At 69.0% G+C, this 15,765-nt stretch carries 13 protein-coding genes, 1 tRNA gene, 1 other RNA gene and 1 pseudogene; 12 read left to right on the top strand and 4 right to left on the bottom strand.

Translation table 11 applies throughout. The features are described from left to right. Positions 1 to 40 precede the first annotated feature (40 nt). Positions 41 to 139: signal recognition particle sRNA small type (gene ffs / locus ACWGO0_RS02655), an RNA gene on the bottom strand. Between the two features lie 109 nt (positions 140 to 248). On the opposite strand from ffs, the gene ACWGO0_RS02650 reads away from it, so the two are divergent. The 7 genes and pseudogenes from ACWGO0_RS02650 to ACWGO0_RS02620 all read left to right on the top strand — a co-directional run bounded on the left by ACWGO0_RS02650 (position 249) and on the right by ACWGO0_RS02620 (position 4,070). Beyond that, positions 249 to 336 (top strand) — tRNA-Ser (locus ACWGO0_RS02650). Positions 337 to 484: 148 nt separating this feature from the next. Further along, complete coding sequence (locus ACWGO0_RS02645) at positions 485 to 751, top strand: hypothetical protein (RefSeq protein ID WP_453526855.1); 267 nt, start codon at positions 485 to 487, stop codon at positions 749 to 751. A 209-nt stretch (positions 752 to 960) separates the two neighbouring features. Further along, positions 961 to 1,278, top strand: coding sequence for an LppU/SCO3897 family protein (locus tag ACWGO0_RS02640; RefSeq protein ID WP_453526852.1), 318 nt, complete (start codon positions 961 to 963; stop codon positions 1,276 to 1,278). Positions 1,279 to 1,342: 64 nt separating this feature from the next. Beyond that, positions 1,343 to 1,519: pseudogene (locus ACWGO0_RS02635) on the top strand (PIN domain nuclease); the annotation flags it as partial. A 694-nt stretch (positions 1,520 to 2,213) separates the two neighbouring features. Next, a complete protein-coding gene (locus ACWGO0_RS02630) occupies positions 2,214 to 3,203 on the top strand; it encodes a hypothetical protein (RefSeq protein ID WP_453526849.1) in 990 nt (329 codons plus the stop codon). Between the two features lie 232 nt (positions 3,204 to 3,435). Continuing rightward, complete coding sequence (locus ACWGO0_RS02625) at positions 3,436 to 3,651, top strand: type II toxin-antitoxin system VapB family antitoxin (protein ID WP_023548893.1); 216 nt, start codon at positions 3,436 to 3,438, stop codon at positions 3,649 to 3,651. Beyond that, positions 3,648 to 4,070: a PIN domain-containing protein gene (locus tag ACWGO0_RS02620; protein WP_453526845.1), complete on the top strand. Its 423-nt coding sequence runs from the start codon at positions 3,648 to 3,650 to the stop codon at positions 4,068 to 4,070. Before ACWGO0_RS02625 ends, ACWGO0_RS02620 begins: the two co-directional genes overlap by 4 nt. 436 nt (positions 4,071 to 4,506) lie before the next feature. Here ACWGO0_RS02620 and ACWGO0_RS02615 read toward each other — a convergent pair whose 3' ends face one another. Beyond that, positions 4,507 to 5,226: a TetR/AcrR family transcriptional regulator gene (locus ACWGO0_RS02615; protein WP_453526842.1), complete on the bottom strand. Its 720-nt coding sequence runs from the start codon at positions 5,224 to 5,226 to the stop codon at positions 4,507 to 4,509. A gap of 657 nt (positions 5,227 to 5,883) precedes the next feature. Continuing rightward, on the bottom strand, positions 5,884 to 6,576 hold the full coding sequence (locus ACWGO0_RS02610) for a glycosyltransferase family 2 protein (protein WP_453526839.1): 693 nt from the start codon (positions 6,574 to 6,576) through the stop codon (positions 5,884 to 5,886). 398 nt (positions 6,577 to 6,974) lie between these two features. On the opposite strand from ACWGO0_RS02610, the gene ACWGO0_RS02605 reads away from it, so the two are divergent. Together ACWGO0_RS02605 and ACWGO0_RS02600 are read left to right on the top strand one after the other, a co-directional pair. Further along, complete coding sequence (locus tag ACWGO0_RS02605; protein WP_453526836.1) at positions 6,975 to 7,976, top strand: ATP-binding cassette domain-containing protein; 1,002 nt, start codon at positions 6,975 to 6,977, stop codon at positions 7,974 to 7,976. Beyond that, positions 7,973 to 8,803, top strand: a complete 831-nt coding sequence (locus ACWGO0_RS02600) for an ABC transporter permease (RefSeq protein ID WP_453526833.1) — start codon at positions 7,973 to 7,975, stop codon at positions 8,801 to 8,803. The genes ACWGO0_RS02605 and ACWGO0_RS02600 overlap by 4 nt, the downstream gene beginning before the upstream one ends. A 17-nt stretch (positions 8,804 to 8,820) precedes the next feature. On the opposite strand, the gene ACWGO0_RS02595 is transcribed toward ACWGO0_RS02600, so the two are convergent. Next, positions 8,821 to 12,009, bottom strand: a complete 3,189-nt coding sequence (locus ACWGO0_RS02595; RefSeq protein WP_453526830.1) for a BTAD domain-containing putative transcriptional regulator — start codon at positions 12,007 to 12,009, stop codon at positions 8,821 to 8,823. Positions 12,010 to 12,104: 95 nt separating this feature from the next. Between ACWGO0_RS02595 and ACWGO0_RS02590 the strand changes: the two genes are divergently transcribed. The 3 genes from ACWGO0_RS02590 (at position 12,105) to ACWGO0_RS02580 (ending at position 15,761) form a co-directional block, all read left to right on the top strand. Then, entirely contained in the window at positions 12,105 to 12,710 is a 606-nt protein-coding gene (locus ACWGO0_RS02590; RefSeq protein WP_453526827.1) for a Chromate resistance protein ChrB, read from the top strand. Continuing rightward, a complete protein-coding gene (locus ACWGO0_RS02585; RefSeq protein ID WP_453526824.1) occupies positions 12,707 to 13,906 on the top strand; it encodes an MFS transporter in 1,200 nt (399 codons plus the stop codon). Before ACWGO0_RS02590 ends, ACWGO0_RS02585 begins: the two co-directional genes overlap by 4 nt. 154 nt (positions 13,907 to 14,060) lie before the next feature. Further along, positions 14,061 to 15,761 carry a lysyl oxidase family protein gene (locus ACWGO0_RS02580; protein WP_453526821.1) on the top strand — a complete coding sequence of 567 codons (1,701 nt, stop codon included), beginning with the start codon at positions 14,061 to 14,063 and terminating at the stop codon, positions 15,759 to 15,761. The last annotated feature ends 4 nt before the right edge of the window (positions 15,762 to 15,765 follow it).

Here is a 15,765-nt window from a genome sequence, read left to right as displayed (position 1 = left end):
CCCCGCACCGGGCACACCACGGCCCCGACAAGCCCCCGGGAACGCAAGCGCCCCCCACGCACCCGCCAGAGCCGACCTACCCTTGCTGCCTTCCGGCCCTGGGGGAGTTCAGTCAGATAGCGCCACGTGAGGGGCTGACGCCCACCTTAGCCGATCCCCACACCCTCCGGTCCACCGGTTCGGCCCCGGGGACGGCTCCGGGGGAACGTGTTCGCGAGCACTCCCCAACGTCTTGTATTGTTTGCCGCGGAGGATTCGCCTAGTGGCCTAGGGCGCACGCTTGGAAAGCGTGTTGGGGGCAACCCCTCACGAGTTCGAATCTCGTATCCTCCGCCATTGCTCTCACCGGGCAATACGTCGAAGGGCCCCGCAGCTTGCTGCGGGGCCCTTCGACGTTGGTGGTCTCAGTTCCGGTTGCAGTCGTCGCCGGCGGGCCGCTGTCGCCTACCGACCGTTCGGGAGCTCACGGCACACGCCACAGAACATGGCCGCGTCGCGCCCGTACCGCTCGACGGGCAAGATCAGCATGAGATTCCGCGACCGCTTTGACGGCATCCGAGGCAGGGTGAATCCGCCGGTCGGCCGCCTCGGGAAGAGGAGTCTTCTCGCCAACCATCTGCCGCCGGCGCTCGCAGTCGGCCGCCGACCCACATGCGCCGCCACCTGCGTCCACAGCGAGCCGCCCAGGGTCGCTCTCGAGGAGCATTCCGTCTCACTGATCGTCATGGTCGCCGCCTCGCTGCCGCATTGAAGGGATGACGACTTCGTCCTATAGCGTGCTCACGACAATCGAACGTGCAAGCATCAACGGGGGAATCCCATATGACCTATCCGCCGCAGCAAGGCGCCAACCCTTACGGCCAGCCCGCCCCGCATGCACACCAGCCTCCGCAGCCGGGGTACGGGTACCCACAGCAGCCGGCGCCCGTGCCGCCGTCCCGGAGCGGGGGCATGGGTGTCATGAAGATTCTGAAGGGCATCGCCGTAGTGGTCGTCCTCATCATGTGCGCGGTGGGCTACTTCGCGAGCCGTGACGATGCGGATACGGCGAAGGCCGGCGACTGCATGAAGAACAACGGGTCGACGACGGCTCCAGACCTGCAGGTTGTGGAGTGCGGCGGCGCTGAAGCCACGTACACGGTGGTCGAAGTGATCCCCGACACGCTGGACACGGACAAGTGCAAGGGCAAGTCGGACATCGGCTACCAGGAGCAGACCGGAGGTCGGCGAAGCTCGGGCGAGCAGTTCGTCCTCTGCATCAACGAGATCAAGAAGTAGGCCAAGCCACGCGTCGTGCGGTTTCACCACCTTCGATCCGGGTGCCTTTACTGACGTGAACCGCCAGCAGCTGCTGACCCAGCGCGGTCAGCACCGCAGTGCGGGAGCTGTGGACCTCGTCGTTGCCGCCACCGCGGAACTCCAGGGACTGCCCCTCCTGCACCGCGACCACGACTTCGAAGGCATCGCCGCTATCACCGGCCAAGCCATGCAGTGGTACGGCCCGCAGGTCGGTAAATGAACGCGCGCCCGGTCTCAGTTCTGGTCTCATTCACGCGCGTACACCACAGTTCGGCGAGTCTGTAACCGATGGTTCGGCCGCAGGTCGGCATGCCCGTGACCGTCCCCGTACAGGCGGGCGAACATTTGGAAAGCGTGTTGGGGGCAACCCCTCACGAGTTCGAATCTCGCATCCTCCGCCATTGCTCTCACCGGGCAATACGTCGAAGGCCCCCACCGCTTGCGGTGGGGGCCTTCTGCGTTCCGCCGGCCTGCACCTGCCAGGATCCGTTCTTCGTCGCCCTGCGCTCCTTTGCGCCGTCGGCAGCGCCGAACGCACCATCGAACCCGGCACGTACTGGACATCTGCCGTCACGGCCTCCACTCCGCCTCCCCCTTCGACGACCAAGGCGACCTGGTGCGAAGCCGAGCCACAGCAGTACGAGCAGCGACTGGCGCAGTCATGTGCGTAGCCGGTTCCGGTGGACCGTCAGGACCTTTAGCGCGAGGTCCATATGCGTCCACATGAGGCCGAGGACCTCACTCCGCCGCAGGCGGAGCGCACCTGTCGAGTGGTGCTACTCATGCCCCGCATATTTTCTACCGCCAAACATAGTTCACTCGATGGGGCTGAATCCAAGCAGAAATCCTCGAAGCGCAACTGCCGCGCCCCATGATTTTCCGAAAGCCAGACCCGGCGCTGCGAGAGGAAAACCATGCGCGATGTCTTCACTCTCATCACTGAACGAGTTCTGCGTGACTGCGACGGGGAGCCCATCTGTGCACATGTCGGCGATGTCCAAGTGTGTGCGATCAAGAATCATCCCACATATCAGGTGCTGCGCGAGAAAGTTCAACTTGGCCGATCGAAATCCGTAGCAAGCCTGCGCCTCTGGGAGTCGGTGGGAACTCTGGCGAGAGAAAGCGACCAAAAGGAGCGGGAGAAATGGTTGATGATCCTACTGGATCTACTGACTCCCTACTTTGGGGGATGGTCGAAAGAGTTGGCGAGAAAATGGCAATATGAGATCTCTGACATCAGGTCTGCGATGGTAGAAGGAGCACTGGAGACGTGGTTTTCCATGGCAGGCGGCGTGCCTTCCAGGAAACTCCTGGATACCATGATGACCCGCGCGTTCACCGGCGCTCGCGGCCTGGTGGAAACCGGGAGCTCGGAAACGTGTGCGGCAAGTGCGGAATATTTGATTGCTGATGCAGCGCATGAGGAAGATTCCACGCTGCGCGCATCGTCAATCGTTGACGCCGGCACGGTGCTGGATCCGGATGCCGATGAGAGGATTCGCGGCGAGCGCACAGGAGCCCTGCTGCAACGAATGGGAGCGATGGGCCACGTCAAAATCTTTCATGACAGGCTCCGCAGCGGTTGCCGCGATGAGGAAGAGTCCCCCTGCATTACTCCCACACAGGTGGGGCGATCCTGGGTTGACGGGAAGAATCTTTATTATCGAATTTCTGATCTACTGCCGCAATATATTGGCTTCAGCGAGGCAGCCAACGCTGCTGGTCTATCAGAATCGCAAGCATCAAGGATGGCCGGGAAGGGCTCCCTCTCTTTTAGAGTGCTCTGGATTGGCAATAGCCGAGTCGTGTCGGTCAAGTCGCTTATGAAAATCTTGGGAATCCAGGACTCCATCGTGCATCCCGATGATGTGGAGAATGGGGCCTCCCATGTCGGCGGAGAATAGAAATTCGACGAATGCTTTCGTTTCGGAGCAAGGTGGACCAGACTTCTACCACTGGCTCGTCGCGTCAGGCGCGGCACGGGGCGGGGCGGGGCGGGGCGGAGAGGGGATGCTGCGGCCATGCCCGGTGCCCGGACCTCGCGGTCAGGCCGGGGCGGCCAGGGCGCCCGATGACACCCCGTGGGGCACCTCCCGAGATATACTTGTCTCCACATTTGATATCAAGGAGGCGCACATGAGTCGGACAGTCATCGACCTGGACGACGATCTGGTCGCGGACGTGGCGAAAGCCCTCGGGACGAGCACCAAGAAGGAGACCGTCAACACCGCTCTTCGCGAGGTGTTGGAGAGTCGGCGTCGCGCCCTGGCTCTCGCCCGGCTGCGGGCCGCGGCGGGCGACGGCGCATTTGATCTGGAGCTGTTCGAGAACAAGGAGAACTACCGCCGGTGAACGCGGCCCAGTTCCTGATCGACACCAGCGCGCTCGCGCGGTTCATGCGCGGGGACGCGGAGCAGTACGGCTGGGACCAGGCCGCCGCAGCTGGACTCATCGCGACATGCCCCATCACCGAACTCGAGTTCTTCTACAGCGCACGGTCGGCCGCCGATCGGGTGCACGGTATCGAGGAGATGCGGCTGATCTTCGGCTGGGTTCCCGTCGACGACCGCGCCTACGACCGCGCCTGGCAGGTCCAGGAAGCCCTCACCAAGCAGGGGAAACACCGAAGTGCCGGAGCAGTCGATCTAGTCGTCGCCGCGACCGCTGAGCTGCAGGGGCTCACTCTGCTTCATCGCGATCACGACTTCGACTGCATCGCCGCAGTGACCGGGCAACCCCTCCAGTGGTACGGCCCGACACACGGCAAGTAGGTCAGCAGTGGTTGCAGTTCTGGTTGCGTTCACCGGCGTACAACATCATTCAGATGCCCAGCCGAGTCGGCTGCACCGCAGTTCAGAACATTCCTGTACACGCCAGAATCCCCAGACCAAGGCTTGGAAAGCGTGCTGGGTGCAACCCCTCACGAGCTCGAATCTCGTATCCTCCGCCATTGCCAGCGGGCCGCCGCGGCCTGCCGACCGTTCAGGCCTCCACGCGAGGGCGCGCAACGGCCTGACGCCATCAGCGTTCACTGCCGAACAGTACGTCAGGCCACCGTGCAGCGAGGGGCGTTCGCTCAGTGATGGCTCACTTTCGGATCGTTGAGTGCGAGGGGCTCCAAGCACCACGCGGGGGCGATGGGCGGGCGACCGTGAGGATGGGCCGAGGGGTGCAGTCAGGGTTGCGGTCACCCCGGTTCAGCCCGGTTCAGCGCTCCCCCGCCGCGAACCCGTCCAGCAAGGCGTCGAGGCCGTCCGCAAGTGCCCGTTCCCCCGACCGTGACGCGAGTGCCGGTGCCGTGGCGCGCAGAAGTGGGTACTCCTGGGCCGGCATGCGGTGCAGGCCGAGCCGGATCGCGGGCTCCGGCTCGTCCGGATCGTCCACGACCGCGCGTAGTTCGACGAAGACGTAGCCAAGTACCCAGGCGGTGACGGACCGGTACAGCAGTTGGGTGCGCCGGGCGTCCAGGTCCGCGTGGGCCAGCAGAGCGAGCATCCGTTCCTGGGCGCGCAGCACCGAAGGCGGGAGGCGGGAGAGCGGCACCGCCAGCATGCGCGTCGCGAGCAGCGGGACCACCTGGGGATGGCGCAGGGAGACCCGGTAGGTCTCGCGGACCGTGCGGTGGAGATCGGATCGCCACCCGGCCGTCGTCGCGGTCCCCGGCCCCTGTGCCTCGGATTCGGGTTCCTCCTCCAGGGCCTCCTGCAGTTCCCGGTGGAAGGCTTCGACCAGGCCGTCGAGGAGGGCGTCCTTGCCGGGCGTGTACCGGTAGAGCGCCATCGACTCCACCCCGAGTTCGGCGGCGAGACGGCGCATGCTGAGCGCCGGCAGGCCCTCGCGGTCGACCAGGGCCAGGGCAGTCGCCAGCACACGGTCCCTGCTCAGGCGACCCCGGTGGCGCCGTGGGCCGCCGCTGCGCTCCGTCATGGCTCGCCTCCGGAGGTCACGCGGCGGAAGTCCGGTCTCCTTGATCCTCTCGATGCACGCCTTAGTGTAAGTATACATCATAAACGTTACATATATATGGTTCGGGGGATGCGGTGGTATTGATCTGGACGTCGCACTGCCAGGGCGCGGTTCTCAGCCGGCAAGCCCACGCCGTGGCATCGCGTTGAGCGCGTTCAGAGCGGCGCGGCGCAGCACGGGACTGGCCGCCACCGCCCCGCGAACCCTCGTCACCGCCTCGATCTGGGCGCGCCGGACGGTGGCAGGGATCGTGCGCCGGTCAACCCATCCCTCGCGCGGTGCGCGGCGGCGACGCGGGACCGCCGGCGACGCGGGGCGCCGAACCGGCGGTGGGCGGCTGCGCGCGGGGCGCGGGCCGCCGGAATCAGACGGTCGGAGGCCCGGCGGGCGGGGTGCGCTCCGTGCCGGGCGGGCGTCGTGACGGAGGCGGGCCGGGACACCGTGGTCGGCCAGTCGGTCGCCCGCCGCAGGGGATGCGGCTCGTGGGGCGCCGGACGGCGGCGGACCTGAACGGTGATCACGATGGGCCTCTTCCGGCGATTCGCGAGGTTGCTGCGACGCCTTCTCGCCTGCTGCCTTGCGTGCCCGGAATTCCGAACGGTATTGAACTTCAAGGCTTCAAGTGGCCTTCGTTCGATACGGGACCAGGCGCAGCAGCGCACTACGGGGGCGTCCCGCTATCAGAGCCTGCAGAATGCGGGCTCCTTCATGGAGCGTGTGCCGGCGGGGCGTACGGTCGCGGCGCGGGAGTTCCCGGCTGGGAACTTCCGCGATACGGAGTCCGTAATGCAGGGCGTGCGTGACGACCTCCACGTCCAGTTCCATTCCGTCGCCACTCGGATCGAGCAGAGTGACGAACCCGCGCCGGAACGCGCAGAATCCGTACCAGAGGTCGGTCAGTCGCTGCCCGTAGAGCAGCAGTGCCACCGCGAGCAGGAACCGGTGTCCCAGCCTGCGGAACAGGGGGTATCCGGCCGGGCTGCCACCGGCGATGAACCGCGACGCCTTGACGAAGTCGAAACCGCTCTCCAGGTAGTGCAGATAGTGCGGGATCTCCAGCGGGGACATGGTCCCGTTCGCCTCGATCAGCACGAGGCAGTCGCCGGTCGCGGCGGTCAGGCCGGTGTGCAGCAGTGCCTCCGGGCCGTCGGCGGAGAGCTCCACCAGACGCGGCGCGGGCCCGCCGCCCGCCGGCCGCAGATCGGGCACACTCCCGGCGGGCGCGCCGACGAGAATCACCTCACCGACACATTCCGGCAATTGTCCGACCAGCCAGGAAAGGTTCGCACCCGGTTCCCGCAGGGGAATCACCAGGCTCACCATCGGGCGGCCCGAATTCCCCTCGAAGAGTTTTCCCGACGGAAAGTCGGTGGCACGGCGACGCGGATGAGTGACCAACAAGATCACCTCGGGAGGCAGAAATGCCGATGCCCTGATGCTGCGCCTCCATACGTCTCCGGGTCAAGGTCCGGCAGAGCCGGAAACAGGAAGCAATGAATAGAGGCGAATGAACGCAGAAAAAAAGCGCCAGAAAGTATACGGGGCCACTGCAACCTGCGCCAATGGGAGATGGCGGGTCGTGCCCTTGCGTCTCCGGCACCCGCTGACAGGTCTCTCCCGTCCCTGTCAGCGCACTGTCCGCGTGCTGTCAGCGGCGGTCGGCATCGTCTTGTTCATCGAGAACGACGAGGGCCTGACGAGGAGAGAACATGTCGTACGCCATCCGGGCCGAGGGTCTGGTCAAGCGGTACGGGGACATGGTCGCGCTGGACGGCGTCGACCTGGAGGTGCCGGCCGGGAAGGTGGTCGGGGTGCTCGGTCCCAACGGGGCCGGCAAGACCACCACCGTACGGATTCTGTCCACGCTCCTGCGGCCCGACGGGGGCCGTGCCACCGTCGGTGGCCACGACGTGGTGAAGGACCAGGTGCGGGTCCGCGGGCTGATCGGGCTCACCGGGCAGTACGCCTCGGTGGACGAGGCCCTGTCCGGCACGGAGAACCTGGTGCTGCTGGGCCGGCTGCTCGACCTTTCGCGGCGGGACGCCAGGGCGCGGGCCGCCGAGCTGCTGGAGCAGTTCGAGCTGACCGAGGCCGCGGGCCGTCCGATCAGCACCTTCTCCGGGGGGATGCGCCGGAGGCTGGACCTGGCGGCGAGTCTGGTCGGCCGGCCGCAGGTTCTGTATCTGGACGAGCCGACCACCGGGCTCGACCCCCATGCGCGGCAGGAGGTCTGGGGGATCGTAAGGCGGCTGGTTGCGGAGGGTTCGACGGTGCTGCTCACCACGCAGTATCTGGAGGAGGCTGACCAACTGGCCGACCGGATCACCGTGATCGACCGCGGCCGGGTGGCCGCCGAGGGGCGGCCGGACGAGCTCAAGCGGCGGATCGGCGGCCAGACGTTGCAGGTGCGCCCGACCGTGCCCGCCGACCTGGACGCGGTGGGCCGGATCCTGACCGAGCTGACCGGCGCCGCCCCCGTGCGTGATGTGAACACCGGTCTGCTCACCGTGCCGGTCGACGACCCGGTGCTCATCTCCGCACTGGTCCGCAAGCTCGACGGCGCGGGCATCGGCGCCGACGAACTGGGCTTGCGTCTGCCGAGCCTCGACGAGGTCTTCCTCGCCCTCACCGGACGGCCCGCGGACGAGAACTCAGAGAGCAGCAAGCAGAACGACCAGCAGAGCACCTTCGCCGAGAGGACCGTGGCATGAGCACCTCGACCATCGACCCGACCGTCACCCCCGCCGCTGCGGCGCCCCCGCTCCGTATCGGCCCGGCCCAGACCTTCCGGCACAGCCTCGCCCTCGCCGGGCGCGGCGTCACGAAGCTCGTGAAGTCCCCCGCGACGCTCGTCGACGTCATCCTGACGCCGATCGTGTTCCTGCTGATGTTCGTCTACCTCTTCGGCGGCGCGATCGCCGACGGCGACACCGACGCATATCTGCGGACGATCGTGCCCGGCATCATGGTGATGACCGTCTTCCAGGCCAGCATCGGTATCGGCGTGGCTCTCAGCACCGACGCCGGCACCGGGATGTTCGACCGGTTCCGCAGCATGCCGATCGCCCGCTCCGCCCCGCTGATCGGCGCCGTCCTGGCCGACATCGTCCGGTACGTCGTCGCTCTCGCCACCCTCGCGGCTCTCGCCCTGATCATGGGCTACCGGGTCGGTACGAACATGGTGTCCGTCCTCGCCGCGACCCTGCTGCTGATCGGCTTCGCTGTCAGCTTCTCCTGGCTGTCGGTCTACATCGGCATGCTGGTCAAGGCGCCCGGCTCGGTGCAGGGCCTGATGACCGTCGTGGTCCTGCCGCTCACCTTCGCCAGCAATGTGTTCGTCCCCTCGCAGACCATGCCGGGCTGGCTCCGGGCCTGGTCGGACATCAACCCGGTCAGCCTGATGGCCGACACCGTGCGGGGCCTGCTGAACGGTGGGGAGGTCGCAGGACCCATGCTCGGCAGCCTGGCCTGGATGGCCGGTGTGGTTGTGGTCTTCTTCCCGCTGGCCATGCGGGCCTACCGGAAGAGCGCCTCCTGAACACCGGACACGCTCTCCTACGCCACCGGCTGACCGGACTCCTCGGTCAGCCGGTTCAGCGCGTCCTGCCTCGGCAGCCCCGCGCCCCTGCCGTACGCCTCGTAGTACCCGGCCTTCCCGAGTCGCTCCGTCAACTCGGCGACCAGTTCGCGCAGTTGCGAGTCACCCTCATCGGATACTCCTCGGACAACCTGACTCGTACCCAACGCCGTGGCAGCCCCGCCGAGGTCGCCCTCCAGCAGGAGCAGCCCGGCGAGAAGTTCCGCGGCCTGGGCGATGTCCGCGGCTTCGCCCCGGGCGAAGGCGCCGCGCAGGGCCCTCGGGAGCAGCTCGCGCGCCCGCGCCGCCGCACCCTCCGCGAGCCGGTTCGCCATCCGGGCGGCTGCGATCCGGTCCCGGGCCATCTCCTCGGGAAGTGCCAGCCGGCCGACGAGCGTGTCCAGCCGGTCGAGGGTCTGGTCGGACTGAGCCAACTCCCCCGACCTGCGGTGCAGTTCGGCGAGGCTGAACAGCATTTCGGCCTCCATGCGCCGATAGCCCCGCTCCTTGGCCTGGCGCTGCGCGGCGTGAATGTCCCGCAGGGCGCCGTCCAGGTCGCCGCCGCGCATCCGCTCCGTCGCGAGCGCGGCACGACTGCTGAAGATGTCGTCCTCCACGCCGAGTTCGCAACTGATCGTGACGGCCCGCTCGAAGGCGGCGACGGCCTCCTCGTGCTCGCCCCTCAGCGAATGGTCCCGGCCGACGGCGAGCAGGGCGATGCCCAGGCCCCAGCGGTCGCCGACCACCTCGAAGCCGCGCAGCGCCTCACGGCGCGCGTGGGCACCGGCGGGCTGTTCGCCCCGCCCGGTGAGGACGGAGTCGCGCGCCCAGTGCGCGGCGGCCCGCACCCAGGGGTCCGGCGCGTCCAGCGAACTCCGGAGCAGGCGTTCCCCGAGGCCGGCGTCGCCCGAGGAGAACCCGAGCAGGGGGAGCCACAGCGGCAGCGACGGATGGAACTCCGCCGCACCGGCCCGCTCGCACTCCTCGATCAGCGCGCGCACCGGGACGGACGCGTCGACCTGGCTGCCCGCCATCAACCGCACCACCGCGAAGGCGGCGCGCGCCCGGTCGGGCAGGGCGTCGCCGAAGCGGAGCACGTCGGCCAGGAACGTCTCGAACTGCGTGCTCATCCCCCTGATCCCCCAGTACCAGAACATCGCGCCCACGAACCGGGACGCCAGGGGCGCGTCCCCGGCCTCGACGGCCGCCCGCAGCGCGGAGACCAGGTTGTCGTGCTCCGTGTCGAAGAGCGCCATCGAGCGCAGCTGTTCACCGGTGCGCAGACCCGGCTCGTGCTCCTCGGCCAGCGCGAGGAAGTACGCAGCGAACGGCGCCGAGACGCTGTCTCCGGCCCGGACGAGCTGCGCGGCGGCGTACGCGCGCACGGTCTCCAGCATCCGGTACCGCGGCTCGTCCCCACCCGAGCCGTCGTCCGCTTCGACCAGGGACTTCTCGACCAGCGAGCCGAGTACGTACAGCACGTCCCCGGCAGGCAGTGCCGCGTCGGCGCAGACCACCTCCAGCGCGGCGAGCGTCGCCCCGCCGGGGAAGGCCGACAGCCTCCGCGCCAGTACCCGCTCGGGCTCGCCCAGCAGATCCCAGCTCCACTCGACGACGGCGAGCAGGGTGCGCTGGCGCGGCAGCGCGGTCCTGCTCCCCGAGGTCAGCAGCCGGAACCGGTCGTCGAGCCGCCGCGCGATCTGCTGGACACTCATCGAACGCAGCCTGGCCGCCGCCAGCTCCAGGGCCAGCGGCATCCCGTCGAGCCGTCGGCAGATCTCCACCACGGCATCGACGGTGGACTCGTCGAGTACGAAGTCCGGCCGGACACCGGCGGCCCGGTCGATGAACAGCCGCACCGCCGCAGAACCGGCCGCGTCGGCCGGCTCCGGTGTCCCCGTGGGCACACCGAGGGGGCCGAGGTGGCAGAGCGCCTCCCCTGTGATGGCGAGCGGCTCCCTGCTGGTGGCAAGAACCCTCAAGTGCGGTAGCCGGTCGAGCAGTTGGTACGTGAGCTCCGCGGCGGCCTCGACGAGGTGCTCGCAGTTGTCCAGTACGAGCACGGCCTCGCCGACGTCGAGCACCTCGGTCACCCGGTCGACCGGGGTGGCCGGGTGCGTGGGCCCGCCGTCGGGGCCCCGCAGGTCCCAGGAGCCGAGAGCCGCGTGCACCGCGTCGGCCAGCTGGTCCGATGTGCCCACGCCTGCCAGCGGCACGAACCAGACCCGGCCGCGCCGGTACGCCCGGTGCCGGGTCACCGCTTCGAGGGAGAGCCTCGTCTTGCCCGCACCACCGGGCCCCACGAGGGTGACCAGCCGGGAGACGGCCATCAGCCCGGCGAGCCTGTCCAGCTCGGCGTCCCGGCCCACGAAGCTGGTGAGCCTTGCCGGGAGCTGATTGGGTACGGAGTCGTTCACCGCGGCCCGCTGCTCCAACTCACCCCGCAGCAGGGCGAGATGGATCTCCCGAAGTCCGGCCGAGGGGTCGACACCAAGGTCCTCGCCCAGTCTGCCCCGCATCTCCTCGTACACGGCCAGCGCGTCGGACTGGCGTCCCGCCGCGGCCAGGGCGCGCATCCGCAGCCCGGCCAGCCGCTCGCTCAGCGGGCGTTCCGCGCCCGCCGCCTCCAGATCGGCCAGTACGTCGGCATGCCGGCCGAGCCGCAGTTCCGCGTCGAAGCGGTCCTCGGCGGCGCCGGCCCGCAGATCGTCCAGCCTCGCGGTGGCCACCTGGGCGAACGGCGCCTCCAGCACATCGGCCAGCGCCGCGCCCTGCCACAGCTCGAGCGCCGTATCGAGGACGGAGGCCGCCTCCTTGCACCGGCCTGCCGCCAGCTCTCTCCTGCCCTCACCGGCCAGTTCCTCGAAGCGGTACGCGTCCACGTCCTCGGCGCGCACCGACAGCCGGTAGCCACCCGCCGCGGAGTCGAGCGTTCCCACGCCGCGCAGGGCCTTGCGCAGCCGGGACACCAGGGCTTGAAGCGCGTTGACCGCGTCCGCAGGTGGCCGCGCACCCCACAGTCCGTCCACGAGCGAGTCGACGGAAACCGGGCGGCCCGCCTCGACGGCGAGCCTGGCCAGCAGCATGCGCAGCCGTACGCCGCCCAGGTCGACCGGCGTGGCGTCGTCGGACCAGGCCCGCACCGGACCGAGCACGGAAACTCTCAACGCTCCAACCTCCCCTGTGCCGCAGCCCACCCAACGACGGGCCGGCATCACGCACTTGACGTGCTCAGTAAAGCGCGGAGCAGGCCGCCCCACATATGAATGTAACGCCTGCTACATTTCCCGGCGTGACGAACAACCAAGCGGGAACACAGTGGCTGGTCCTCGTGATCAAGCTGCCCGCCGAGCCGTCCCGGCATCGGGTGGCGGTCTGGCGCGAGCTCCGGAAGGTCGGGGCCCTGTCGCTGGGCCAGGGCGTCTGGGCCGTACCGGACGTGCCGGTCTTCGCCGACGGCGTGCGGCGGGCGGTCGAGCTGACCGAGCGGGCCGAAGGTCAGGCCGTGACGCTCCAGGCAGCCGGACGCGGGCCCGAGGACGCGGCGCGTTTCGAGGCCCTGTTCACCGCCGCACGCTCCGAGGACTGGACGGAGTTCCTCGCGGACTGCGGGAAGTTCGACGCGGAGATCGCCAAGGAGATCCGGATCGCCAAGTTCACCCTCGCCGAACTGGAGGAGGAGGAACAGAGCCTGGAGCGACTGCGGCGCTGGCACCGGGACCTGACGGCGCGCGACGTATTCGGCGCGCCGCAGGCCGGTGAGGCCGCCGAGCGGCTGAAGCGGTGCGTGGCCGTCTGCGAGGACTACGCGGAGCGCGTGTTCGCCGCCCTGCACCGGAGCGAAGGGGAGGGGGAGGACGGGCGATGACGGACACGACTGCACGCCGCCCGGCACCCGGCAAGCACATGTGGCCTTTGTACGCTGCCGGGTTCACCACCGCGTTCGGTGCCCACGGCATCGCCGCCAACCTCGGCGGCTTCTCCGACGACGCGGTCACCTCGCTGCTCGTCCTGGGCGGACTGCTCGCCCTGTACGACGGGGCCGAGGTGCTGCTCAAGCCCGTCTTCGGCACTCTCGCCGACCGCGTCGGCGCCCGGCCCGTCCTGCTCGGCGGGCTCATCGCCTTCGCCGCCGCCTCGGCGCTCTACGCGATCGCGGACAGCCCCGGCTGGCTGTGGGCCGCCCGCCTGGGCCAGGGCGCCGCCGCTTCCGCCTTCTCGCCCTCGGCCTCCGCCCTGGTCGCCCGGCTCAACCCGGCCGCCAAGCACGGCCGGGCGTTCGGCAGTTACGGATTCCACAAGTCCATCGGCTACACCCTGGGCCCGCTGCTCGGCGGTGTCCTGGTCTGGGCGGGCGGGCTGCGCCTGCTCTTCACGGTGATGGCGGTGCTCGGTGTGGCCGTCGCGGTCTGGGCCGCGCTGGCCGTGCCCGCGGTGCCTCCGCTGCCCCGCAAGCGACAGACGGTGCTCGACCTGGCCGGGCGGCTCACCTCCCGTACGTTCCTCGCCCCGACCGCCGCCCTCGCAGGGGCGACCGCCGCGCTCTCCGTAGGCGTCGGGTTCCTGCCCGTCTCGGGCGCCGCCGCCGGACTCGGCACCGTGGCCACAGGCGCCGCCGTCTCCGTGCTCGCCGCCTGCGCCGCCGTCGTCCAGCCGGCCGCCGGGCGGGCCCTGGACGCCGGGCGCCTCACCACCCGTACCGGCCTGGCCGCCGGACTCCTGCTCACCGCCGCCGGGCTCGGATGCGCCATGCTGCCCGGCCTGTTCGGCGTACTGTCCGGCGCGGCGCTGATCGGCGCGGGCACCGGACTGATCACCCCGCTCGGCTTCGCCGCCCTGGCCGCGTCCACCCCCGCCGACCGCCTCGGCCAGACCATGGGCTCGGCCGAACTCGGCCGCGAACTCGGCGATGCGGGCGGCCCGCTCCTCGTCGCGGCGGTGGCCACCTTCACCACCCTGACCTTCGGCTTCGCGGCACTCGCCGTGATCCTGGCCATCGGCCCGGTCCTCGCCCTACTACACCCGAGCCGCCGACAGGCCGGAGACAGGGCAACTACGGCTTGATTCACCCTCCGTGACGCGCTTTTCAGCCAACGATGGGTGACTCGCGGGTCCACAGACAACCTGCGGCGCGGTCCACCGACTCTCACAGAAGGGACACAGTTCCGCTGCCGGCAGGCAGGCGGAGCACGCGCGAAGAACGGAGAAACGGGGAACAATGACCACATCCCAGAAGGCTCGTCTGTGGCGACCGACCATCGCCGCCGCCGCTGCCATCACCGTTACCGCCGGAGTCGTGGCCGCCGCGCCCGACGGCGCCAGTGCACAGCCGACACCGAAGCTCAGCCTGATCGCCGCCTCCACATCGGTGACCCTCGACTCGTGGAAGGAAGACCCCGGCGTCTACCTGGACCTCGGTACGTACCTCACCGCCGAGAACGGGCCGCTCGAACTCAAGGTGACCCGAAAGTCCTACAAGGACCCGGTCGTCGCCACCCAGATCATCCGTGAGGGGAAGAAGACCCGGACCAAGGTCCTTCCCACGGGCACGGTGAAGAACTTCTCGGGGCTGCCGGACTTCATCCAGGTCACCCTCACCGACGCGGCCGGCAAGACCGTGGCGAACAAGAAGGAAGCGTTCTGCCCGAACAACGCGTCCGGACGGGTACGTCCCGACGCGCCGGCCAAGTCGAAGTATCCCGAGAGCTGCCCCGGCAACCCCTTCACGCTGGGCTCGGTGTGGGGTGTCGAGAACGGCTGGGCGTCCAACACGTACGCGGGCTACGAATCGGCCCCGGTCGCGCTGAAGCCGGGCAAGTACACGGCCAAGGTGGCGGTGACCAAGCGCTACCGCGACCTGTTCGGCATCGCGAACAAGCCGCAGACCGTCAAGGTGACCGTGCGCGAGCGCAGTTACGAGGAGGACTCGGGCACGGCGGCGGCCAAGAGCCACGGCTCGCACATGTCCGGCCACGCCGGTCACGGCGCACCGATGCGCACGCCCGCCCCCGCTGCCCTGACGAGCGGGGCGAGTCCCTCCTACAACGTGGGTCACGGCCCGCACACCCCGGCGCCGCCCGCCCTCCCGTGGGCGGTCAAGAAGCAGACCGGCTTCCGGGCGACGGCGGTGGGCGACCGGACCGGTCAGACCGACGGTTCGCGGAAGGCGCCCGCGCTGAGCCCCCTGGCCAAGCGGCCGGCCGGCAAGGCGACCGTGCCGGACGTGCCGAAGCCCGACCTCCGTTCGCTGCCCGCCTACGGCATCACCATCAGCGACGGTGGTGATGGCGCGCCGAAGGGCAAGGACTACATGGCCTTCAGCGCCAACGTATGGAACGCGGGCCCCGCACAGCTGGTGGTGGACGGCTTCCGCTCCCCCGGCAAGAAGAAGATGGACGCCTATCAGTACTTCTACGACGCCAAGGGCAAGCAGGTCGGCTACACACCGACCGGCACCATGGAGTGGGACCCGCGCCCGGGCCACGAGCACTGGCACTTCACCGACTTCGCCAGCTACCGGCTGCTGAAGGCGGACAAGAAGGAGACGGTGCGCAGCGGCAAGGAGGCGTTCTGCCTGGCCAACACCGACGCCGTCGACTACACGGTGAAGAACGCCAACTGGCACCCGTACAACACCGACCTGTCCACCGCGTGCGGCCAGGAGAACTCGATCTCCGTACGTGAGGTGCTCGACGTGGGCTCCGGCGACACCTACACGCAGGACCTTCCCGGTCAGTCCTTCGACATCACCGGTCTGGCGAACGGCACCTACTACATCCAGGTGCTGGCCAACCCGGAGAAGCGGCTCAAGGAGACCAGCCTCAAGAACAACAGCGCCCTGCGCAAGGTTGTCCTGGGAGGCACGCCGGGTGCCCGCACGGTGAAGGTGCCCGCGCACGACCTGGTGAACGCCAACTGACGTA

Source organism: Streptomyces sp. NPDC055749 (assembly GCF_053617235.1).
This window is presented reverse-complemented; position numbering and strand designations above follow the sequence as displayed.

What these genes read in the sequence shown, in the direction of transcription:
- ACWGO0_RS02645 (WP_453526855.1), top strand. Translation starts at nt 485, where the DNA reads ATGGCCGCGTCGCGCCCGTACCGCTCGACGGGCAAGATCAGCATGAGA.
- ACWGO0_RS02640 (WP_453526852.1), top strand. Translation starts at nt 961, where the DNA reads ATGAAGATTCTGAAGGGCATCGCCGTAGTGGTCGTCCTCATCATGTGC.
- ACWGO0_RS02630 (WP_453526849.1), top strand. Translation starts at nt 2,214, where the DNA reads ATGCGCGATGTCTTCACTCTCATCACTGAACGAGTTCTGCGTGACTGC.
- ACWGO0_RS02625 (WP_023548893.1), top strand. Translation starts at nt 3,436, where the DNA reads ATGAGTCGGACAGTCATCGACCTGGACGACGATCTGGTCGCGGACGTG.
- ACWGO0_RS02615 (WP_453526842.1), bottom strand. Translation starts at nt 5,226, where the DNA reads ATGACGGAGCGCAGCGGCGGCCCACGGCGCCACCGGGGTCGCCTGAGC.
- ACWGO0_RS02605 (WP_453526836.1), top strand. Translation starts at nt 6,975, where the DNA reads ATGTCGTACGCCATCCGGGCCGAGGGTCTGGTCAAGCGGTACGGGGAC.
- ACWGO0_RS02600 (WP_453526833.1), top strand. Translation starts at nt 7,973, where the DNA reads ATGAGCACCTCGACCATCGACCCGACCGTCACCCCCGCCGCTGCGGCG.
- ACWGO0_RS02590 (WP_453526827.1), top strand. Translation starts at nt 12,105, where the DNA reads ATGAATGTAACGCCTGCTACATTTCCCGGCGTGACGAACAACCAAGCG.
- ACWGO0_RS02585 (WP_453526824.1), top strand. Translation starts at nt 12,707, where the DNA reads ATGACGGACACGACTGCACGCCGCCCGGCACCCGGCAAGCACATGTGG.
- ACWGO0_RS02580 (WP_453526821.1), top strand. Translation starts at nt 14,061, where the DNA reads ATGACCACATCCCAGAAGGCTCGTCTGTGGCGACCGACCATCGCCGCC.